The sequence below is a fragment of the Deinococcus sp. KSM4-11 genome, assembly GCF_004801415.1.
GTDB lineage: Bacteria > Deinococcota > Deinococci > Deinococcales > Deinococcaceae > Deinococcus.
On the sequence record NZ_SSNX01000001.1, the window covers coordinates 417,115 to 439,168 of the forward strand.

The following is a 22,054-nucleotide window of genomic DNA, read 5'->3' on the forward strand; positions in this document are numbered from 1 at the left end:
GGCGGAAGGTGCGACCTGTCCAGTTGAGCAGTTTTGTCAATTAGTCGGGATTGCAGGTAGAATCCGGAGCGGCAGACCACCAGCAGCATTTCCAAGGAGGAACGAACCATGGACTACGCGAAAGATGTGCTCGTCAACACCGACTGGGTCGAGCAGAACCTCAATACCCCCGGCATCCGCCTGATCGAGGTCGATGAAGACATCCTGCTGTACGACACCGGCCACGCCCCCGGAGCTGTGAAGGTCGACTGGCAGCAGGACTTCTGGCACCCCGTCGAGCGTGACTTCATCGGGCCGGAACAGGTCAGTGCGCTGCTGGGCAAACTGGGCATCAAGGACACCGACACCATCGTCCTGTACGGCGACAAGAGCAACTGGTGGGCCAGCTACGCGTACTGGTTCCTGTCGTACAGCGGCGTGAAGAACCTCAAGATCATGAACGGCGGCCGCCAGAAGTGGATCGCCGAGGGCCGTCCCACCACCAACGACGCCCTCAGCCACCCCGCCACGCAGTACCCAGCCCTTCACCGCGACGACTCGCTGCGCGCCTACCGCGACGAGGTGCGGGCGCACCTGCAATCGGTGAGCGGTGGCACCGGCGCCCTGGTGGATGTCCGCAGCCCCGACGAGTTCAGCGGCAAGGTCACGCACATGCCCACCTACCCGCAGGAAGGTGTGCTGCGCGGCGGCCACATCCCCGGTGCCCGCAGCATTCCCTGGGCGAAGGCCACCAACGAGGACGGCACCTTCAAGTCGGCCGACGAACTGACGGCCCTGTACGGCGGCGAGGGCGTCACGCCCGACAAGGACGTCATCGCGTACTGCCGCATCGCGGAACGCAGCTCACATACGTGGTTCGTGCTGCGCGAACTGCTCGGCTACCCCAAGGTGCGCAACTACGACGGTTCCTGGACCGAATGGGGCAACGCGGTCGGCATGCCCATCGAGAAGACCTACACCGAGGACTGAACCGAACGAGCACGAGCGGGATGGAGGGTTTAGCCCTCCATCCCGCTCTCTTCGTCTGTTCTGACGCGAACCGTTCGCCTCGTCACCACTTCACGTCGACCGTCTGGCCGCTCTCGGCACTCTCAATCGCGGCCAGCACCATGGCCAGACTCTTGATGTTGTCGCTGGCGACCGTCTCGGGCGTGCCGCCGTGCCGCAGCACGTCTACGGCGTCCCTGATCAAGCCCTCGTGACCACCGATCCGGGCCGTCGGTTCGACGGGAGGGAGGTCAAGTTCCTCGAACTCCGAGAAGAAGCCGCCTGTGGTTCTCACCAACGCGGCCCGTGGATGATCGCCGCCGTCCCAGCGCACGGTGCCCTGCGTGCCCGTGATCCGCCAGTCGGATTCCCAGGTGGTCGGGAAGCCCTCGGCGCACCACGAGCCCCGGTACGTGATGACCACGCCGCCGGTCATCTCGAAGGTCGCCACGGCATTCGCGCCGTGTGCGTACCACGAGCCCTGAGGGTTCCACTCGTGGCAGTGCACGCGCACCGGATCCTGGCCGCAGATCAGCCGCGCGGCGTCGAAAGTGTGGATCGTCATGTCGAGCAGCAGCACGTGCTGCATGGCGTCCCGGAACCCGCCGAAGTGCGCGCCGATGAAGAAGTCCGCGTGAACAGCCGTGAGGTCGCCCATGCGGCCGCCGGCCACGAAGCTGCGCACCCGGCGGATGTTCGGGTCGTAGCGCCGGTTCTGGATGACGGCATGGAACAGCCCGGCCTGCTGCCCGGCCCGCACCATCTCCTGCGCGCGTTCCAGCGTGTCGGCCAGCGGCTTCTCGCCCAGCACGCCCACACCGTGTGCGAAGGCAGTCAGGGCCGTGGCGTGATGGGCTTCGGGAATGGTGCAGTCGAAGATCAGATCGGGCCGGGTCTGGGCCAGCACGGCGTCCAGATCCGTGCCCGTCCGCGCCTGCGTCAGCTCAAACTCGGTCTGCCGGGCCACGGCGGCGGCTTCCTGAAGGTCGACCAGTCCCACGACCTCCAGACCGTCGACGGCTGCGGCGGCCCGGAGCCACGTGGCGCTCATGCCGCCGCAGCCGACCATCACGGCGCGCACCGGGCGCTCCGGCGGAACGCTGGGCTCCAGCGCCGGCGCCGTCATGCCGTCCACCACGCGGTATCCGGCGCGTCCGTCAGCAGGGCACCCCGCAGCACCTCGACCGCCTTGCGCAGTCCCTCCTGGCGCGAGGCCAGCCCGTCCTCGTGTTCGATCGACATCACAAAATCGTAGCCCACGGTTCGCAGCGCGCTGACCATGTCGCGCCAGTCCTTCTCGGGGTGTCCGTACCCGACCGAGCGGAACACCCATGAGCGCTCGGCGATGTTCGCGTAGTCGGTGTAGTCCAGCACGCCCTTGACCGGGACGTTCACCGGGTCGAGGGCCGTGTCCTTGGCATGGAAATGGTAGATGGTCGTGCCCAGATAGCGGATCGCTCGGACTGGATCGATCTGCTGCCAGTACAGGTGGCTGGGATCGAAGTTCACGCCCACGTTCTCGGCGGTCGCCTCGCGCAGACGCAGGGCCTGCTGGGGCTGGTACACGCAGAAGCCAGGGTGCATCTCGATGGCCACGCGCACCCCATGATCGGCGGCGAAGGCGGCCTCACGCTGCCAGTACGGAATGACCCGCTCGTTCCATTGCCACTCCACGGCGCGGGCATGATCAGTGGGCCACGCGCAGGTGACCCAGTTCGGCACCCGGTCGTCCGGGCCGCCGCCGGGGCAGCCCGAGAAGGTCACGACTGTCTGGACGCCCAGGCGTTCGGCCAGCCGCACGGTGTCCTGCCACGCTTGATGGTGCGGCCGGGCCTCCGCGTCGTCAGGATGGAGCGGATTGCCGTGGCAGGACAGGGCGGAAATCTCCAGCCCGCGATCCGCGATGGCGCCCCGGAAGGCGTCGAGGGCCGCCGGTTCGGCCAGCAGGCGGGCCGGATCGCAGTGGACGTTGCCCACGTAGCCGCCCGTGGCGACCTCGATGGCCTCGACCTTCAGCGCCGCCAGCGTGTCGAGCATGGTCTCGAAGGGCAGGTTGCCCAAGATGGGGTTGAAGACGCCAAGTTTCACGCGGGCTCCTTGTGCCGGTTGTCCGCCGTGCAGGCGGGGTGGGCGCAGCTCATTCCTTCACGGCGCCCGCCGTGAGCCCGGCCACCACGTAGCGTTGCAGGATCAGAGTGATCAGCATGGGCGGTAGCATGGCGATGGTCGCCAGCGACATCACGAGGTTCCAGCGGATGATGTTCGAGCCGATGTAGCTGTAGATGCCGGCGGTGATGGGCTTGTAATTGTCCTGGGTGGTGAGGGTGACGGCCAGCAGCAGGTCGCCCCAGCTGCTCAGGAACGTGAAGATGGCTGTGGTCAGCAGTCCCGGCAGGGTCAGCGGCAGGATCACGTACAGGAACGCCCCGAACACTGACGTGCCGTCGATCAGGGCCGCTTCCAGCAGTTGCCGCGAGATGCCCAGGAAGAAGGGGCGCAGCACGGTCATGGCGAAGGGCAGGGTGATGGTCGTGTTGGCGAGGATCAGACCGAACAGGTTGTTGGTCAGGCCCAGCTTGTTGAAGATCACGAACATGGGCGTGGCCAGCATGATCACCGGGAACATCAGGCTCGACAGGCTCAGGAGCAGCAGCACCCCCTTGCCCTTCAGTGGCAGGTGGGCCAGCGCGAAGGCGGCCGGCGCGCTCAGGGCCAGGGTCAGCAGGGTGGTGCCGGTGCCCACCACCAGGGAATTGCCGAAGTACCGCAGCAGCTGCGGGTTGTCGAGCGTCACGCTGCGGAAGTACCCCCAGTCGAGTACCAGCGGCAGAAAGTGCGGCGGATAGGCGAAGATCTCGCTCTGCGGGCGCAGCGCGGTGACGACCATCCAGTACAGCGGGAACAGGAACAGCATCAGGAAGATGACGCTGAAGAAGGTTTTCGAGTAGCCCACCCGCCACCACCGTGAGCGCGTCATCCCTGCTCCTCACGGCTGATGGTGCGGACGTAGAACACGGCCAGTACCAGTAGCAGGACGAACAGCAGGTTCAGCAGCGCCGCGCCCTGACCGAACTGGTACTGCTGGAACACCAGCTTGTACGCCATGGTGGACACGACCTGCGAGCTGTCGAGCGGCCCGCCGGCCGTGGTGATGAACACCACGTCGAACACCTTGATGGTGTAGATCACGCCCAGCACCAGCGTGGAGAGCAGCGCCGGCTTCAGCAGCGGCAGCGTGATCGAGCGGAACTGCTGCCCCTTGCTCGCTCCGTCGATGGCGGCGGCCTCGTACACGTCGGGCGGCAGGCCCTGCATGGCGGCCAGCAGCAGGCTCAGGTTGAAGGGAATGCCCAGCCAGATGTTGATGATGATCACGGCCGCCAGCGAGTACTTCGCGTCGGACGTCCAGTAGATCTTGTCGCTGACCAGGTGCAGGCTCCGCAGGACGTAGTTGATGACCCCGGTTTCCCCGTCGAACAGCCAGCGCCACACGGTGCCGGACACCACTATGGGAATGCTCCACGCCAGCAGATACAGGCCGCGCATGTATGACGAGCCGGGGAAGGGCCGCGAGTAGAACGCGGCCAGCCCCAGCCCGATCGCCAGCTGGAACACCAGTGACACCGCCGTGAAGATCACCGTATTGCTCATGGTGTGGGCGAAGGCCGGGTAGTGGAACACGTCCCGGTAGTTCTGGAGGCCCACCCAGGGCGCGCCGCCCAGCAGCGTGGCGGCCGTGACGCCCTTGAAGCTCATCTGGATGTTCAGGATGATCGGGTAGGCCATGAAGACCAGCAGGAACACGATGGCCGGGGCGATGAACAGGTAGTTCCCGAGATGGGCCGCCCGGCGCCGCCGGGGCCGCTGGGTGGTCTCAAGTGGCGCGGTGGACGGCGTCACGGCTTACTTGAACAGTGGCTTGATGGCCGCCGAGGCATCCTGGGCCGCCTTGTCTGGGGTCTTGGCGCCCGTGGCCACGCTCTGGAAGGCGATCCAGACCTGCTCGCTGATCTGCGGATATTTTGGCCCGTAGGCGCGCGGCTTGGCCACGGCCACGGCCTTGATGAAGGTCTCGACCACGGGATCGTTCGTGAAGCCCTTGGCGATGTCCGTGCGGTTAGGAATGCTCCCGGCGGCGACCATCAGCGGCTTGAGGTTCTCCGGCTGCACCAGCCACGACACGAACTTCCACGCGTCGGCCACGTGCGGGCCGTTGCCGAGCGCGAGGTTCTCGCCGCCCAGGATCGAGACCGCCTGCTTGTCCTTGGGCCACGGCGACACGCCCCACTTGAAGGTCACCTTGTCGCTCACGAAGTTCGGGAGCTGCCACGGACCGTTGATCATCATGGCGCACTTCTGCGCGATGAACTGCTGGTACACGTCGCCCTGCGACCAGTTCACGGCGGCGCGGCTGATGCTCTTGTCCTGGTACAGGTTGCCCCAGTACGTCAGTGCCTTCACGGTTCCGGCGTCGCCGAAACTCTGGAGGTCGCTGCCGGTGCTCCACAGGAACGGCAGGAAGGTGAAGGTGCCTTCCTCGGTGCCCACGCCGGACATGCAGAAGCCGTAGTGGTCGTTGGTCGTGAGTTTCTTGGCGGTGGCGCGCAGTTCATCCCAGGTCAGGGGCGGCTTCACGCCGGCTGCCTTCAGCATCGCGTCGTTGTAGTACAGGACGGTGGCGTTGCTGATGTACGGCAGGCCGTAGTTCTTGCCCTGGTAGATGGTCGAACTCAGCGGGCCTTTCTGGTACATGGGAATGTACTTCGAGCCTTTCAGGTAACTGGTGATGTCGGCAAGCGAGCCCTGGCTGGCCATGGCCTGGTGATCCGGGTTGTCGATGAACAGGATGTCCGGCACGGTGCGCGTGGCCGTGGCCTGGATGATGCGGTTCTTCAGGTCACCGAACTGCACGGACGTGCGCTGGATCTTGATGCCGGGGGTGGCGGCCTCGTACTTCTGGATGGCGGCGGCCATGGCCTTGTCGTAGGTGGGGTTGGAGGTGAAGTAGTCCAGGATCTGCAACGTGGTCTGGGCCTGAGCGCTCCCGAGACAGAGGGTGGCGAGGGTCAGGCTGGCAGACAGCATGGCTCCGGATACGTTCATCTGGGCATCTCCTGTAGAGCGTGAAGCGGCTGGACAGAACCCGTCGGTGTGGCCACAGCCAGGGATCAGACCCAGTCGGCCGGGGAAGCAGGCGGGCTCAGCGTTCTACGACGTGCTCTGTCCCTCCTCCGGTTGGGAAGGGTCGATTCTCGACCACGAATGGGCCAGTGTCAGCGTGACGGGCCCGGCAGCTTCGGCGCGACGAGCGATCCAGAAATTGTGCGTTGTGAACGATCACATGGTACGAACACTCACGATGACTTGTCAAGGCGATACCGACGGAGCTTCGCCGGGCCAGACGTTCGGCCCCACGGCGTCGGCAGAGGGCGACCACTGTCGGCAGCCCACCGGTGACAGATCGCCTCTAGCTGCTGCGGGAGGGCGTCCTGCGTTTCCCCTTCGCGCCCGCTCCGCCCGGCGATTGGATACCGGCTGGAACCGCTTCAGGCGACGTTGGCTGCGGGGGCGAGTACCGTGAGTCCGCCATTGAGAGGTCACCGGCGCCACACTGGGCACGATCACACTCACAGCGCGAGACCAGACCGAGCACGTAATCCCCCGGCCGTGAAGTCGCCTGACATCTCCCTGTCCTGAAGGCCCTTCAGCGGAGCCAGAGCAGCTTGACCTCCGCAGTGACCGGTCCATAGTCACTGTACACGCACACCCCTTAGAGGATCACCTTAGCTCATCCTCTGGCTGTGGCCTCGACCGTCTAGGTGTTTATTCCGGCAGCAGCAGCCGCGCGCTGCGCGCCGGCACCGGCACAGTCTTGCAGGGACACAGCTCGAAGGACTCGCCGCTCAGCACATCCCGGTAGCGGGCCTTGGGAACGTTCGGCAGGGGCAGCTCACGGTCGTCCTGGGCGGCGTTCATGGCGATCACGGCGTGGCTTGCCTCCTGTTCACGCAGGAACACCAGCCCGTTTCCCTCGGCATGCAGCACCCGGAACGTGCCGCTCCGCAGGGCGGGCGTCGCATGCCGGGCGGCGATCAATGCGCGCGTCAGGGCCAGCGTCGTTTGATCCCACTCGCTCTTGTTCCAGGGAAAGGCGCGGCGGCAGTCCGGATCCGGGCCGCCGGGCAGACCGATCTCATCCCCGTAGTAGATGCAGGGGGCGCCCACGTAGGTCATCAGGAAGGTCAGGGCCAGCCGGTACGCGCTGGCATCTCCCCCCACGGCCGTCAGGTACCGGGCGGTGTCGTGCGAGTCGAGAAGGTTCAGCTGGGCGCGCACGATGTCCGGGCGGTACATCTGCGTCACCTCGGTCATCCGCTGCCCGAAGGCGGCGGCGTCCATGGCGTCGACATGCCCGGTGCCGCTGCGTTCGTTCATGGGGTGATCCAGCGTCTGACCGCCGAAGAACGCCAGACACGGCCGGGTGAAGTGGTAATTCATGACCGCGTCGAACTGGTCGCCGGCCAGCCAGCGGTGCGCGTCGCCCCAGATCTCCCCGACGATGTAGGCCTCCGGGTTGATGGCCTTCACGCGCCGCCGGAACTCCTGCCAGAAGGCGTCGTCGTCGATCTCGTTCGGTACGTCCAGCCGCCAGCCGTCGATGCCCGCCTGCATCCAGTACTCGGCCACGTTCCACAGGAAGTCCCGCACGGCCGGGTGGTTCGTGTTGAATTTCGGCAGGGCGCGGTTCCCCCACCACGCGGCGTAATTCGCGGGCCGGGACTCGTCATACGGCTGTAGCGGCCAGCTGTCCACGTGGAACCAGTCCCGGTACGCGCTCGCCTCGCCCTGCTCCAGCAGGTCGTTGAACTGGAAAAAGCCCCGGCTGGCATGGTTGAACACGCCGTCCAGCACGACCTTCAGACCGCGCGCGTGGGCCGCGTCGATCAGGGCGCGCAGGGCGTCGTTGCCGCCCAGCATGGGATCGACCTGGTAGTAGTCGTGCGTGTGGTAGCGGTGGTTGCTGGCCGACTGGAAGACCGGACAGAAGTAGATGGCGGTCACGCCTAGACCCGCGATGTGATCCAGCTTCTCGATCACGCCCCACAGGTCGCCGCCCATGTACTTGTGGAAATGAGGCGTGTCGCCCCAGGCTTGCAGGCTCAGGCCGGTCACGCGGCCACTCCGGGCGAAGCGGTCGGGAAAGATCTGGTAGAAGACGGCGTCCTGCACCCAGGCGGGCGTGATCGGGGGGGCGTCCTGCGGCTGGGCGGGCGTACGCGTCATTGCGCGCCAGCATAGCCTGAATTCGCTTTCAGCCGTCTGACGCTTCATGCCACGACTGCAGGAAAGTCCTCGCGGCCTCCACGCTTCCGACCTCGCCCAGTGCGGTCGCCTCGGCCAGGGCCCGCAGCGCCTCCCCGACCCGTGGCCCCGGTTCCAACTGCAACAGCGCCATCACCTCCTCGCCCGTCAGCAGGGGTCTGGATGGCGTGGGCTGCTCCTCCAGCGCGGCCAGCACCCGATCCATTCCACGGGCATACGCCAGGCGTGAGGCCGATGAACTGCTTGGCCCGCGCGCCGCCTCGCGGTCGGCCAGCATGATGCTCAGCAGATCTGGTAGCAGTGCCCGACGCCGGTGCACGAAGCGCCGCGCCTCGCGCTCCGTGGACGGCAGGGGCAGCATATGTGCGCCAACCAGGGCGGCCGCCTGCCCCACGACGTCGCCCGGCAGTTTCAACCGGGTCAGGATCTGCGAGGTCAACGCCGCGCCGACCTTGTCATGCCCGTGAAACGACTTCCGTCCCGTCACGGGGTCACGCGCCAGCGTGCGGGGCTTGCCCACGTCGTGCAGCAGGGCCGCCCAGCGCAGGGCGAGGCCCGAATCCGGTCGCCGAGCCAGGAGCTGATGCAGCGCCTCCACGCCATGCTGGAACACGTCCAGGTGGTGAAATCCTCCCTGCACTAGGCCAATGCCCTCCTGTAACTCCGGCACGGTGAAGGTCAGCAGGCCAAGATCCTCCAGCCGCAGCACACCGCGCGCCGCGTCCGGATGAAGGAGCAGCGCTCCCACCTCGTCCCGCACGCGTTCCATGGCCGGCATCGGAAGGACGGTCGATGCGAGGTCAAGGGCGATCCGCCGGACGGCCGCCTCTGTGGCCGCCTCCAGACGAAACCCGAGCGTGACCTCGAAGCGGGCCGCCCGCCATGCCCGCAACGGGTCGGCCCTCAAGTTCGCCTCCGAGACCATCCGCAGCCGCCGTGCCCGCAGGTCACGCCGCCCCCCGGTCGGATCAATTACCCGACCGTCCTGCGTGAGCGCCAGGGCATTTACCGTGAAATCCCGTCGGGTCAGATCGGCCATCACGTCGGCCGGCAGCGGCACGAAGTCGTGCTGGACGCCGCCAGAGGCATGCACCCGCCAGTAGCCGCGCTCCACATCCAGAGGGAACACCGCGCCGCCCAGTAGAGCAGCACAGTCGTGTGCCGCCCGCTCCGGTTCCGGTATCGCCCAGTCGAAGTCCTTCGCCTCCACTCCACGCAGCCAGTCACGCGCCGCGCCGCCCACCAGCAGGCCGCCGGTCGGAAATGGAGGCAGGGGAGGACGGCGGCGGAACATGACGCCATGCTAGCCGCGCTCCACGCCCCGCCGCTGTATGTCATGGCCTGAGCCTTGCCTCCGCCCGCCGCACCTGCTACAGTGCGCGGCGCTGAGGGGGCTTAGCTCAGCGGGAGAGCATCCGCTTTGCAAGCGGAGGGTCTGGGGTTCGAATCCCCAAGCCTCCACCAAGATGGGACGTCGGAAACGGCGTCCTTCTTCTTTTTTGATCCCAGTTCACGACGCCGACTGTGGCGTTTAAAGGCCCAGACAGACTTCTGACGGTTGTGCATGGTGGGCACATACTGGGCTACAGCTTCGACCGAGCTCCCAAAACACAACATCGGAATACAGGCTGATCGATTGGCATCGTGAAAGGCGCCCGCCACCGGCCGGTCAGAACCGGGGAGCCTCCACTCGGGCCGCAGTGTCGGCGCACCCGTAGAACCACAACGTTGACGGTTGGGCTGAGCGCTGGGCCACAGCCCAGAGAGCCGGTTCTCTCTGAGCCGGAGACAGCCAATCCATCTAGCTGCTTTGTCCGGTATGGCGGGACGGTTTGATTCAGCCTCTGAGGTCGATGGAACCACCATCACGCTCTCTGGCATGTGCTGTCGTCGGAATGTAATTTCAGGCGGATTTGCTCACGGTGACGCACTTTCGCAAATGCACTTGAAGCTGGCAAGACCATCACGGTTGGCGCGCGGCGACCTGAACGAAGGTAGTGGCTGGCGGGAATATCTGGCGTGGCCGCGCCGCTGAGGGGCTTCTGGATCAGGTCGCGGAGCCGGCGCCGAGCAGAATCGGCCACGACCGGGATATCGTGCGGCTCGAGTCCACATGACAACTGGCGTCCTGGCTTCAGGCACCTGGCACAGCCCTGAATCCGGGCCGCTCGGGCCCAGCCCGTCCGATCTTGGACTCACGCACGCCGTAAACGTCCTCCCGCAGCCGACCGCTTTCCCAGGAGATCCGACATGACCAGCATCAACCGCTCAGCTCGCCGCTTTATCCTCGCCGGTCTGCTCACCGCATCCGTCGCCCACGCCGAGGGCACCCTGAACGTCGGCGCTAACGTCGGCAACGTACCGTGGGAGTTCCAGAATGCCAGCGGCGCCACCGTGGGCTTCGAGATCGAACTCGTGAACCAGATCGCCAAGAACCTCGGCAAGTCCGTCAATGTGGTCAATACGCCCTTCAACGGGCTGTTCGCCGCCGTGCAGTCCGGCCGCATCGACCTGGCCATCTCGAGCATCACGATCACCAAGAAGCGCCTGGAGACCGTGGCGTTCGCGCAGCCTTACTACGACTCGGATCAGTCGCTGACCGTCAAGGCGGGATCGACGCTCAAGTCCGTGGCCGACTTCAAGGGCAAGACGGTGGGCGTGGACACCGGCTCGACCGGCGCGATGTGGGCCACGACGCACCTGGCGGAATACGGCTACACCATCCGGGAGTACGTTGGCCTGAACGCCGCGATGCTCGACCTCAAGAACGGCCGGATCGACGGCTACATTTCCGATATCCCTGCCCTGCAGTACTACGCCAAGACCACCGGTGGCGTGGCGGTCATCCAGCGGCTCAAGACGGGGGAGCAGTACAGCATCATGTTCGCCAAGAACAACGACCTGGCCAAGCAGTTCAACGCCCAGATCGACATGATGAAGCGCAGCGGCTACCTGGCCGCGCTGCACAAGAAGTGGTTCGGCGTTGAGCCGGAGAAGACGACCTCGACCGTGACCGTGCTGCCGATGCCCAAGTGAGCGCGACGACACGCTGACGCCGTGAGCGGGCGCGGCCCTGTCGGTGAGACCACCGCGGGGCGGCGCCCGCAGCCTCTGGACTGTGCCCCCAGGAGGCCCCCATTCCATGGATCTGATTAACACCTTCTTCAACGTCCAGATTCTCAGAGAATCGCTGCCGGCCCTGCTGCACGGGCTCGTGCTCACCATCAGCCTGGGCCTCGTGAGCGCCGCCTTCGGAACCCTGCTCGGCATGGTGGTGGCCCTGCTGGGCCTCTACACGGCCCCACCAGTGCGCGCCGCCGTGCGCGTCTACATCGACGTTCTGCGTTCCATGCCGCTGCTGGTGTTCATGGTACTGATCTACTACGCCCTGCCCTTCGTGAAGGTGCTGCTGCCGGCCTTCACGTCTGCCGTGCTCGCCATCGGCCTGATCGCCTCCGCGTACGTGGCCGAGATCGTCCGCTCCGGCATCGAGGCCATCCCGCGCGGGCAGTTCGAGGCGGCGCGCTCGCTGGGGCTGAGCCAGTGGCAGACCATGGCCACCGTGGTGCTGCCCCAGGCGCTCAAGATCGTGGTGCCGCCGCTGACCGGCAATGCGGTGTCGATCATGAAAGACACCGCGACGGCGTCGGTCGTGGCGCTGCCGGAACTGCTGCAGCAGGCCACGTCCCGTCAGGCGCTCGCCGCGAACCCCACCCCGCTGATCGGCGCAGCGTTGATCTACGTGCTGATGCTCTTCCCGCTCGTCCGCCTGGTCAGCCGCTTCGAACGCACCTCACGCGTCAAGTCGCGCGTCTGACGTGCGCCCACCCTCCGCTCGACAAGGATGCTGATGACCACCACCGACCTCCCTGCCCTTACACCCCAACTCGACTTCGTGCGCTCGCAGTTCCCGGCCCTCACCGGACCGTGGACCTTCCTCGACAATGCGGGCGGCTCTCAGGTGCTGACCGGCGTCGCCGACCGCGTGCGCGACTACCTGGTGCAGACCAGCGTCCAGCTCGGGGCCACCTACGCGGTGTCCCAGGAGGCCGCGGCGCGGGTCGCCGACGGCACACGCGCTGCCGCCGAGCTCATCAACGCCGCCGACGTCCGCGAGGTGGTGCTGGGTTCCAGCGCCACCCAGCTCGTCTCCAACTTCGCCCAGTCCTTCGGCGCCACGCTGAAGGAGGGAGACGAGGTCATCGTGACGTCCACCGACCACGAGGCCAACATCGGCGCGTGGCTGCGAACCCGGGGCGCCGTCGTGCGCGTCTGGCGTCCCCAGCCGGACACCCTCGAGTTGCAGCTGGCCGACCTGGATGCCCTCATGACTCCCAGAACCCGCCTGGTCTGCGTGACGCACGCGTCGAACATCCTGGGGCAGATCAACCCCGTGGCCGAGATCGCGCGGCGCGTCCATGCTGGCGGCGCTCAGGTCTTCGTGGACGGCGTGGCCTACGCCCCGCACCGCCTGGTGGACGTGCAGGCGCTGGACGTGGATTACTACATGTTCAGCTTCTATAAGGTTTTCGGCCCCCACATCTCACTGCTCTACGGCCGGCTGGAGCACCTGCTGGCCCTGCCGAACATCAACCACAACTTCGTCGGTGAGCAGGCCATTCCCTACAAGCTCCAGCCGGGCAACGTGAACTACGAGCTCACCTACAGCCTGCGCGCCATCACCGACTACCTGGAGGAGCTCGGCATGCGTGTTCAGCCGGGGACGCAGGGGCGGGCGGCCCTGACGGCCGCTTACGGGGCCATTGCGGCGCACGAGTCTATGCTCGCCGGCCTGCTCCTCGACCACCTGCGCGGCAAGGCGCGGGTTCGGATCATCGGTCCGGCCACCGCAGATCCCGCCGTGCGGGTGGCGACGGTCAGCTTCGTTGTCGAGGGCCGCGCGTCGTCCGACTATCCGCAGGCCCTGGATGACCACCACATCGCCATCCGCTACGGGAACTTCTACGCCAGACGCCTCATGGACGAACTCGCCCTGGATCCGGTCGAGGGCGTAGTCCGTGTCTCGATGGCCCACTACAACACCGCCCAGGACGTGCAGCGGCTGATCGCGGGTCTCGACGCCGTTGGCCTCGACTGAGGCGAGGGAGGACAGCCATGAGCACTGTGATTGAGGGTGGAACGGTCGTGACGGCCGAGGGCACCTACCGCGCGGACGTGCGCATCGACGGCGGCGTGATCAGCGCCGTGGGCCGCGACCTTGCCGGCCCCGCCGACACCGTAATTGATGCCACCGGGCGACACGTGCTGCCGGGCGGTATCGACGTCCACACCCACCTGTCCATGCCGTCCTTCGGCACCGAGACCTGCGACGACTTCTATACCGGGCACCTCGCCGCGGCCATGGGCGGCACGACCTCGCACATCGACTTCTGCATCCAGCCGCACGGCGCGTCGCTGGGCACCGCCCTTGACCTCTGGCATGCCAAGGCGGCGGGACGCGCGCTCATCGATTATGGCTTTCACGTCGCGGTGACCGATCCCCGGCCGGACGTCATCGACGAGATAGCCACGCTTCCGGATCTGGGCGTCACGTCCATCAAGCTGTTTCTCGCGTACCGGGGCACGCTCCAAGTGGATGACGCGGCCCTGTTCAGCTGCCTGGAGCGTGCGCGGGATGCTGGAGTCCTCACCATGGTGCACGCGGAGAACGGGGACGCCATTGAGCACCTGATGGCTGGCGCGATCCGCAGGGGAGAGACCGCGCCGAAGTATCACGCCCTGACCAGACCGCCCCAGCTGGAAAGCGAGGCCACGGGCCGCGCCGCTGCCATGGCCGAGGTGCTCGGCGCGCCGCTCTACGTGGTGCACGTCAGTGGCCGCGGCGCACTCGACCGTGTCCGGGATGTCCAGTCACGCGGCGCGCCGGTGACCGCAGAGACTTGCACGCACTACCTGTTCTTCACCAGGGACGACCTCGACCGGCCCGGCTTCGAGGGGGCCAAGTGGGTATGCAGTCCACCGTTCCGCGAGGCGGCCGACCACGAGGCGCTCTGGGCCGCGCTGCGCGACGGTACCCTCAGCGTGGTGAGCACGGATCATTGCCCGTTCCGTTACGACACCCAGAAGGTGCTGGGCGAAGGTGACTTCACGAAAATCCCGAACGGTGTGCCGGGCATCGAGGAACGGATGATGGTGCTCCACCACGCCGGCGTGAACGGTGGGCGCATCACGCTCCAGCAGTTCGTGTCGCTGACCGCGACCGCCCCAGCCCGCCGCTTCGGACTCGGCGGGGTCAAGGGCAGCGTGACAGTGGGCGCCGATGCGGATCTGGTGCTGTGGGATCTGAGCCGTGATCACACCATCACCGCGGCCACCAACCACGGCGCGATGGACTACAGCCTGTACGAGGGCATGCAGGTCAGGGGCATGCCGGTGACGACCCTGCGGCGGGGAGAGATCGTTGTCGACGAGGGCCAGCTGGTTGCCGCGCCCGGCAGCGGCCAGTTCATGCGGCGACGGAGCTGACGTGGGCGGCTCTGGCCACGGCAGTCATATGACAGCGTTGGCTTAGCGGGCCGTCCGCATGATCCTGTGCAAGACATGCGGTGAGCCCAAGACGCCCCGCAGCCTCGGGGAGGCGCAGGTCTGGCGACCGGACACGCGCCGCGCGTGCTCCATGGAACTGGTTTGGCTGGCGTGCCCCACGGCTTGCTCCTTCCAGCACCGCCGTGATCCGCGCCAGACGACCCATTCCGAGGGGAGCCAGAGCATTCCTGCTCAGAATATTGCTCATCTTGGGCAACGTTTCAGCTTATACGGTTCCATGCGGCGTATGCATTGCGCAGCTGGTGCAGAAAAGCAAAGTTAACGTACCCTTGAGTGTAATCGGTTTCAATGCATCTACATCGCAACTGAAGGCGTGTTCCTGACATAAAGGGGGCATGACTTCCCCCGTCGTCACGGCCACAGCTCTGGAAATCATCTATGACCTTCCGAGCGGCACTGAACTGTTGGCCTCCGACCTTCAACGCGAGACCTCTCTGCGCCTATTTGGCAGTGCTCCACTTGGTCACACCATGCCCTTCCGCGTGCTGGCCCGCCAGCTGGCCAAGTTGGGCCGCCTGGAAGTATTGCGTGAAGGCCCCACCATGTACCGCATTCCCTGACGACAACGGCTCTGGCTTCAGCAGAGTGCAAAGATAGAGGTTGCTCCAGTTGTGACCTCTGGTCAGTAATAATCTTGTGCTCTCATGTCTATAAAATAGCCATATTAAGGAATCAGGCCGGTATCGGGAAGCACCTAAAAAAGGTGCACAGTTCGTTGCTGGGCGGCTGATAAGTACCGTCTTACCCTGCCAGTCGCGGTCGCGCCAAAGCTAGTCCAAACGGGTGCAGTCCTTCATTGAGCTCACATGCCGTGCCAGTTCGAAAGGTAGGGCGTATCCAACTACGCTCGAATCTCGCTTGGATCACGCAGACGAAGAGCTAATGCGAACGGCCGCTGTAAGCCCAGACTTCTCAGGCGTGTGACACGACGAAGAGGATAACGGCGACACCCAGGAGAAGAAACCAGAACCATATCGGGAAGGACGGTTGAGGCTGATCGCTAGGTCCGCTGTACACCTGAGGCGCAGCCCCTTTGAGTCGTGCTCGGGTGAGCGTGCCGGCACTGGAACTTAATGTGGTCGAGTGTCTGCCCATACAGTCCTCCTTCACGGTGCTTGCCTGTGGACGTGAAGGAAGGGTAAATCCGTGAGGGTCGCCGGCGCTGTGTGATTCCCGGCTTACACGGATGGGGGTAGCACCCCCCCCGACGGGAAAAACGCTTTGAAGAACGTCAAGCTTGTGAGGATTCAGGCAGGCTGTTCGAGCATGCTCAGGATCGCGCAGGCTAGGTTGTAGACCGGCGGATGCCCCTGCTCTGTGCACATGCGCTGTGAGGCACTGATCCGTGCCTGCGCGCGGCTGGCCGCCGATTCCACACGCCAGTCCCAGTTGCGCGCTTCGGCTTCCTCACGCAGACCGTACTCAAGATGGCGTTCGCCATGCACCCACCAGCCGCTGGACGAGCCGTCCTGGTACACGGGAATCCAGGTGCCGTCCGTAAAAACGCTGTAGACCTCTGAACTGCCCTGACGTTCCGCGCGGATGCGGCTGGGAATCTGCTGTGAGAGGGGCTGGAGCAGGTTCTTCATGGGATGGCCGAACCGTAGCACGGCTTCTTGCGTCCACATACTGCACTTGGGCACACCTAACGGCAAAGTCAATAAACGATGAAACTGCGCTCAGGGTCGGGGTGCATGCACCCTTCAATACCTAGTTGTGTCTCGCCATCAAGAAGGCCAATGACGCCGTAATCTCTTGACCCAGGTCTGCTGACAACGGGCGGCGTTGAGAGCACTGATCTGACCATGTCGAACTTGAACTGTCCTAGGGAGCCGGATGGAATTGATCCAGGCGTGACAGGGCGCTGATCTCGTATCCGGCCAGCGCGCGGTCGTAGAACCGCAGGTCGTCGACTGCCCCGGAGAACGGTGTACTCCCGGCCGTCGAGTTCGAGCCTCCCTGCGCGTCGGCCACCGTCCAGGCCTTGCTGGCACTTGATAGGACATACGATCCGCTTAGGGTGGCCTCGCCCACTGGGCTGGCGGGAGTGGTCTGGTCAAGCGGATTGTCCTTGCGGTACAGCGCCAGGGTCGATGCGGTCGGCCCGGTGGCAACCGTGAGCCGCACGACGTATTCCGTCCAAACGTCGCCCTGGACTGCGGCAGGGTCGGTCACGCTCAGGGCCGGGCCACCGGTGGGGGACACCAGGAGCGCACTGACCTTGCCGTCGGTTCCCAGCGTGAGGCGGAACGCGCCGCCTTGCTGGCCGACCAGCCAGCCTCCCCGGCTCAAGCGATCCGCGTCCGGACGAACCCAGACGTTGATCGTGAAGGCGCCGGGCAGTGGGATGGCCGCCGTGGTCATCCCCCCCGAGGCGCTCATGGTACAGGCGGCGCTCGAGGAGGAGTTGAAGCGCTCGGCCCCGTTCGCCACGCTGTAGCGATCCTGAGCCGGAGCGAAGCAGCCGCCGCCCGTGTATGTGCCGTTGCGCTTGTTGCCGCTGAAATCACGGGCCGGGGAACCGTTGGTCGTGCCGGCGTCCTGGAACACGAAGTGCGCCTGTGAGCGCGTGCCGAAGTTCGTGACCTCAAGACTGCGGGTGTCCGTGGTCTGCCGTCCGGTGCTGTCTCTGGCCGTGATCTTCACGATGTAGGTGCCGCTGGCTTTGAACTCATGGGTGACGCTGAAGGAGCCAGGGGTGCTGGTGACCGTGCTGGGCGTGCTGCCACTCTCCCCCCAGTCCACGATGACGCTCTGCAGGCTGCCGCTGTGGGCGCTGGCGGTGCCGCTGACCGAGACGTGTTCGGGCGTTCCCAGGATGCCGTTGACCACGTTCACGCTGTCCACGGTGGGTGCGGCTGGATCTGGGGCGGCGGTGGTCGCGGTCAGGTCGGCCGTATAGGGACTGGTGCCGGCGGCGGTGGTGACTTTCAGGCGGTAGGTGTAGGCCGTGCTTGGACTCAGGCCGGTATCCGTGAATGTCGTGTCGGAGGCGGCGGGCGTGGCCACCTGAGCGTAGGGATCGGAGCCGCTGTGGCGTTCTAGCGTGTACCCGGTCGCGCCGTCCACGGCCGACCACGCGAGATCGACGGTGGAGGTGGTCGTGGACACCACATGGAATCCCTGAGGTGCGGCGGGGGGAAGGGAATTGGCTGTACTGGGGCCGCACCCGCCGAGGACGCCTGTTCCGGCGAGGGCGATGAGGGCAGCGCTGATCTGGCGGATCGGGGATCGGTGCGTCATGGAGGTCTCCGGGTGAGGCGAGATCGGGGGCCGCAGGGGCAGGTCGTGGCGATGGAGTGGAGCCGGACGCGCTGATCGTACGGCGGCGACCTGCTCTCTGGATGGATGCTGGGTGAAGGGCCTCAACGGGTGCTGCCCCGTAGCTGGCGGGAACGTGACAATTCATAAATCACGGCATAAAATTCTGTTATGAGCGAAACGCCCCTGGCCCCTCTGCTGCTGCTCCATGTTCCGGCCGGACATGAGATCGATCCCCAGGCGCTGGACGCCCTGAAGGCCTACGCCGGCGAGCAATACGGGGCGTCCGTGCTGATCAACCCGCGCCTCCTGCCCAAGAGTGACCACCGGCCCCTGCTCCTGGGCCACTGGGGCCGCACCCTGCCCGGGCAGGTGCTGGCGGAACTGGAGCCGTTGATCGCCTGCGTGTTCTTCAACCTCGACTGGCTGGCCGATGTCATCTGAACTGAATGTGCTGCTCAGACGTTTCCTCTGGAGGACACCACAGGCCATACCACTTTTCTGAGCCATAGTAGTGGTCTGCTCAGGCGACAGGCGCCCGTGCTCCCGACCGTGGGTTGCATATCGTAGGCGTCAGGGTTTCGAGCCATCCTTGACAGCGACCAGGCGGAGCAGTTGGTGAAAAGGTATGAACCTGTCTATCGATTTCACTGGGTTCCGGATGACGTTCAGATGAAATCTGGACTCTATCTTCGTCTGGAACACTCTCACCCTGTCCGAAGGAGACCCATGCGCCCACCATTCGTTCTAGCCCTGTCCTGCACCCTGCTTGTGGCCGCGTGCAGCAGCGCTCCCACCTCCGCTCCAGCCCAGACCGCGTCGTCACCGGCTGTCATCGCCCAGGCGAACAAGGTCGCCGTGCTGAGCGTCGCCACCGCGCCCGAAGTGAAGTATGTGCAGGCTGTGCTGACGCCCACCAAGAAGGGCGATCCTCAGACACTCACCTCGGCCCCGGCCGACGGCATGGCCATCTTCCAGGTCAATGACGTCGCCAACGCGGACTACACCGCCGTGATCAGCGCCTACGACAATCAGGATCGGCTGGTGATGCTGTACGAGGGCACGAGCACCGTGGCCCTCAAGAAAGGCAGTGCGACCCAGGCTCCCGCACCCAAGCGTGTCACGGCGACCGTCACGGTCAACGCCACACCGACCCAGGCCGTCTCCACGACCTTCACGGCCACGCTGGGCGGAACCACCCTGCCCATGACCGTCAGTGGGGGCGTGGCCACCGTCACCTTCCCTGCTCAGCCCACCGCCCGCGGCCTGACCGTGAGCGTGACCGGCAGCACCAGCGACGGTCAGACCAGCCAGAGCGGATCCGCAACCTTCAACCTCACGAAGGGCGGCGCGACCGTTCCCGTCACGCTCGGCGCCCAGCCCATCTGCGCCATCGTGCCCACCACGCCCATTCCGGCCATCCAGGGCCGGGGCGACGCCAGCCCCCTGACGGGCCAGAGCGTGACCGTGCGCGGTATCGTCACCGCCGACTACCAGAGCGGCCTGAAGGGCTTCATGCTCCAGGATCCGAAGGGAGATGCGGATCCCGCGACCAGCGACGGCGTGTTCGTGTTCACCGGCACGGCTCCACAGACCGTCGCGGTCGGCGATACCGTGCAGTTCAGCGGGAACGTCAAGGAATTCGGCACGGCCCCCAACACCCTGACTGAACTCGACACCCTGACGAATTTCACGAAGTGCAACTCGGGTCAGGTCATCAAGCCCACCCAGATCAGCGCGCCCTTCGGCAGCCTGGAACGGTACGAGGGCATGCTCGTCACGTACCCCGGCACGCTGACCGTCACGAACAACTTCACCTATGGCCGGTACGGCGAACTCGGGCTGTCCGCCATCGGCCGGCAGTTCAATCCGACCAACGGCAACAGCGCCACGCTGCCCGGCCTCGATGAACTGACCGCCAACCTTATTACCCTGGACGACGGCATCAGCGCCCAGAATCCAAACCCGCTGGCCTACCTGAGCAGCGCGAACACCCGCCGTACGGGCGACACGGTCACCGGCCTGACCGGCACGCTCACGTACGCCAATGGGGCGTACAAGATCGAACCCGTCGGCACCGTGCCCTTCGTGGATGCCAATCCCCAGCCGGCGACTCCCGCGCCGGTCGGCGGCACCCTGAAAGTCGCGGGCGCGAATGTCCTGAATTACTTCAATACCTTCGGCGGCGCGAACGACCGCGGTGCCGACAGCGATTACGAATTCCAGCGCCAGCGCACCAAGGTGTTCAACGCCCTCCACGGCCTCGACGCCGATATCGTCACCCTGATGGAGGTCGAGAACAACGGCGACAGCGCGCTGAACACCCTCGTCAGCGGCCTGAACGCCACCTACGGCAGCGAGGTCTACAAGGCCATCCAGACCGGCGTGATCGGCACCGACGCCATCAAGGTCGCCATGCTCTACAAGCCCGCCAGTGTCACCCCGCTGGGCTCGTACGTCATCGACAACAACAGTGTCTACTCCCGCCCGCCCCTCGCCCAGACCTTCCAGAAGATCGGCGGCGGCACCCTGACCGTTGTCGCCAACCACCTCAAGAGCAAGGGAAGCTGCCCCACCAGCGGCGACGTGGACACCGGTCAGGGCTGCTGGAATCAGCTCCGCGTCCAGCAGGCCCAGGCGCTCCTGAACTTCGTGGGTACCCTGAAAACACGCGTGAACGATCAGGACGTCCTGTTGATGGGTGATTTCAACGCCTACGGTGCGGAAGACCCGATCACCACCCTGACTGGCGGCGGCTTCGTCAGCGAGAACCTCCGCATTCCTGCCCCCGACCGGTACTCCTACCAGTTCGGCGGACTGTTCGGGTACCTTGACCACGCCCTGGCCAGCAGCAGCCTCGACAGTCAGATCACGGGCATCACCGAGTGGCACATCAACGCCGACGAACCCACCATCGCCGACTACAACGTCGAGTTCAAGAACACCATGGGCTGCACCGCCAGCACCTGCCTGGGCGTCGACCTGTACAACCCGGCCACGCCCTTCCGCGCCAGCGACCATGACCCGGTGCTCGTCGGCCTGAACCTCGTGCAGGACTCGCCTACCAATCCCACCGAACCCCTGACCGTCACTGCCACCGGCAACGCCTCGGTCACAGTTGGACAGCCGTACAGTCTCAGCGTCGGCGTGACCGGCACTCCCGATAGCACCATCGTCACCTGGGGCGATGGCAACAGCAGCCCCGTGACCAGCAGCCCGATCCAGCACACCTACACCACCCCTGGCGCGTTCACCATCACCGTGACTGCCACGCGCGGCGCGGAAACGAAGACCGCCACGCAGGCCGTGAATGTTACGCCCGTGTCCACGGGCACCGGCAAGCTCGTGATCAGCCAGATCTTCGGGGCGGGTGGGAATGCAGGTGCCACCTTCACGAATGATTTCATCGAGATCTTCAATGCGGGCAAGGCCGCAATCAATCTGAACGGGTATTCCGTTCAGTATGGCAGCAGCACGGCGACGGCTTTCACCAGCGTCACGATCCTGCCCGACTACGTTCTCCAGCCGGGCCAGTATTACCTCGTGCATGAGGCCAAAGGAACCGGCGGCACCGTGACGCCTGTTGCCGATACAACAGGAACGATTGCCATGTCCGGCACGGCGGGCCAGGTTCTGATCGCCCAGCAGACCACCGGTGTCAGCAGCAAGGATGCATCGGCGGTCGTCGACTACGTCATGTATTCGGGTCAGTCCTCCACGGCCAGTGCCAGCCGCACCGGCAACGGCTGCTCCGACACTGACACGGCCGCCGATTTCACGGTAGGCCCGGTCAGTCCCCGCAACACCTCCACCCCCCTGAACGTCTGCCCCTGATTCCACTCCATCCACATTCAACGGACGGCCAATTCCTGGGCCGTCCGTTTCCTGTTAGCCTCGCTGGCGTGATTCAGCCTTG

General features: G+C 65.5%; 17 protein-coding genes and 1 tRNA gene. 9 read left to right on the top strand and 9 right to left on the bottom strand.

Annotation, left to right across the window (positions count from 1 at the left end; genetic code table 11):
- Window positions 1-108: 108 nt before the first annotated feature.
- Window positions 109-969 (top strand): sulfurtransferase, encoded by an 861-nt coding sequence (locus tag E7T09_RS02115; protein ID WP_136387478.1) that lies wholly within the window; start codon window positions 109-111, stop codon window positions 967-969.
- 82 nt (window positions 970-1,051) lie between these two features.
- Here E7T09_RS02115 and E7T09_RS02120 read toward each other — a convergent pair whose 3' ends face one another.
- The 7 genes from E7T09_RS02120 to E7T09_RS02150 all read right to left on the bottom strand — a co-directional run bounded on the left by E7T09_RS02120 (window position 1,052) and on the right by E7T09_RS02150 (window position 9,604).
- Complete coding sequence (locus E7T09_RS02120; protein WP_136387479.1) at window positions 1,052-2,113, bottom strand: Gfo/Idh/MocA family protein; 1,062 nt, start codon at window positions 2,111-2,113, stop codon at window positions 1,052-1,054.
- Window positions 2,110-3,075 carry a sugar phosphate isomerase/epimerase gene (locus E7T09_RS02125; protein ID WP_136387480.1) on the bottom strand — a complete coding sequence of 322 codons (966 nt, stop codon included), beginning with the start codon at window positions 3,073-3,075 and terminating at the stop codon, window positions 2,110-2,112. Before E7T09_RS02125 ends, E7T09_RS02120 begins: the two co-directional genes overlap by 4 nt.
- Before the next feature lie 49 nt (window positions 3,076-3,124).
- A complete protein-coding gene (locus tag E7T09_RS02130; RefSeq protein ID WP_136387481.1) occupies window positions 3,125-3,964 on the bottom strand; it encodes a carbohydrate ABC transporter permease in 840 nt (279 codons plus the stop codon).
- Window positions 3,961-4,887, bottom strand: a complete 927-nt coding sequence (locus E7T09_RS02135; protein ID WP_136387482.1) for a carbohydrate ABC transporter permease — start codon at window positions 4,885-4,887, stop codon at window positions 3,961-3,963. Before E7T09_RS02135 ends, E7T09_RS02130 begins: the two co-directional genes overlap by 4 nt.
- Window positions 4,888-4,890: 3 nt before the next feature.
- Entirely contained in the window at window positions 4,891-6,090 is a 1,200-nt protein-coding gene (locus tag E7T09_RS02140; RefSeq protein WP_136387483.1) for a sugar ABC transporter substrate-binding protein, read from the bottom strand.
- 720 nt (window positions 6,091-6,810) lie between these two features.
- Complete coding sequence (locus E7T09_RS02145) at window positions 6,811-8,271, bottom strand: glycoside hydrolase family 13 protein (RefSeq protein WP_136387484.1); 1,461 nt, start codon at window positions 8,269-8,271, stop codon at window positions 6,811-6,813.
- A 28-nt stretch (window positions 8,272-8,299) separates the two neighbouring features.
- The gene (locus E7T09_RS02150; protein WP_136387485.1) at window positions 8,300-9,604 is read right to left on the bottom strand and encodes an HD domain-containing protein; all 1,305 of its coding nucleotides are present in this window, start codon (window positions 9,602-9,604) and stop codon (window positions 8,300-8,302) included.
- Window positions 9,605-9,699: 95 nt separating this feature from the next.
- On the opposite strand from E7T09_RS02150, the gene E7T09_RS02155 reads away from it, so the two are divergent.
- The 6 genes from E7T09_RS02155 to E7T09_RS02180 all read left to right on the top strand — a co-directional run bounded on the left by E7T09_RS02155 (window position 9,700) and on the right by E7T09_RS02180 (window position 15,437).
- Window positions 9,700-9,774 (top strand) — tRNA-Ala (locus E7T09_RS02155).
- A gap of 786 nt (window positions 9,775-10,560) precedes the next feature.
- Window positions 10,561-11,346 (top strand): transporter substrate-binding domain-containing protein, encoded by a 786-nt coding sequence (locus E7T09_RS02160; RefSeq protein ID WP_136387486.1) that lies wholly within the window; start codon window positions 10,561-10,563, stop codon window positions 11,344-11,346.
- Window positions 11,347-11,452: 106 nt separating this feature from the next.
- Window positions 11,453-12,127, top strand: a complete 675-nt coding sequence (locus E7T09_RS02165) for an amino acid ABC transporter permease (protein WP_136387487.1) — start codon at window positions 11,453-11,455, stop codon at window positions 12,125-12,127.
- 33 nt (window positions 12,128-12,160) lie between these two features.
- On the top strand, window positions 12,161-13,408 hold the full coding sequence (locus tag E7T09_RS02170) for a cysteine desulfurase-like protein (protein ID WP_136387488.1): 1,248 nt from the start codon (window positions 12,161-12,163) through the stop codon (window positions 13,406-13,408).
- A 17-nt stretch (window positions 13,409-13,425) separates the two neighbouring features.
- Entirely contained in the window at window positions 13,426-14,796 is a 1,371-nt protein-coding gene (gene hydA, locus E7T09_RS02175; protein ID WP_136387489.1) for a dihydropyrimidinase, read from the top strand.
- A 416-nt stretch (window positions 14,797-15,212) separates the two neighbouring features.
- Window positions 15,213-15,437 (top strand): hypothetical protein, encoded by a 225-nt coding sequence (locus E7T09_RS02180; RefSeq protein WP_136387490.1) that lies wholly within the window; start codon window positions 15,213-15,215, stop codon window positions 15,435-15,437.
- A gap of 687 nt (window positions 15,438-16,124) precedes the next feature.
- Here E7T09_RS02180 and E7T09_RS02185 read toward each other — a convergent pair.
- Together E7T09_RS02185 and E7T09_RS02190 are read right to left on the bottom strand one after the other, a co-directional pair.
- Window positions 16,125-16,466 carry a hypothetical protein gene (locus tag E7T09_RS02185; protein ID WP_136387491.1) on the bottom strand — a complete coding sequence of 114 codons (342 nt, stop codon included), beginning with the start codon at window positions 16,464-16,466 and terminating at the stop codon, window positions 16,125-16,127.
- 235 nt (window positions 16,467-16,701) lie between these two features.
- A complete protein-coding gene (locus E7T09_RS02190; protein WP_136387492.1) occupies window positions 16,702-18,120 on the bottom strand; it encodes a LamG-like jellyroll fold domain-containing protein in 1,419 nt (472 codons plus the stop codon).
- A gap of 189 nt (window positions 18,121-18,309) precedes the next feature.
- On the opposite strand from E7T09_RS02190, the gene E7T09_RS02195 reads away from it, so the two are divergent.
- Complete coding sequence (locus tag E7T09_RS02195) at window positions 18,310-18,582, top strand: hypothetical protein (RefSeq protein WP_136387493.1); 273 nt, start codon at window positions 18,310-18,312, stop codon at window positions 18,580-18,582.
- Between the two features lie 285 nt (window positions 18,583-18,867).
- Window positions 18,868-21,972, top strand: a complete 3,105-nt coding sequence (locus E7T09_RS02200) for an ExeM/NucH family extracellular endonuclease (protein ID WP_136387494.1) — start codon at window positions 18,868-18,870, stop codon at window positions 21,970-21,972.
- Window positions 21,973-22,054: the final 82 nt, after the last annotated feature.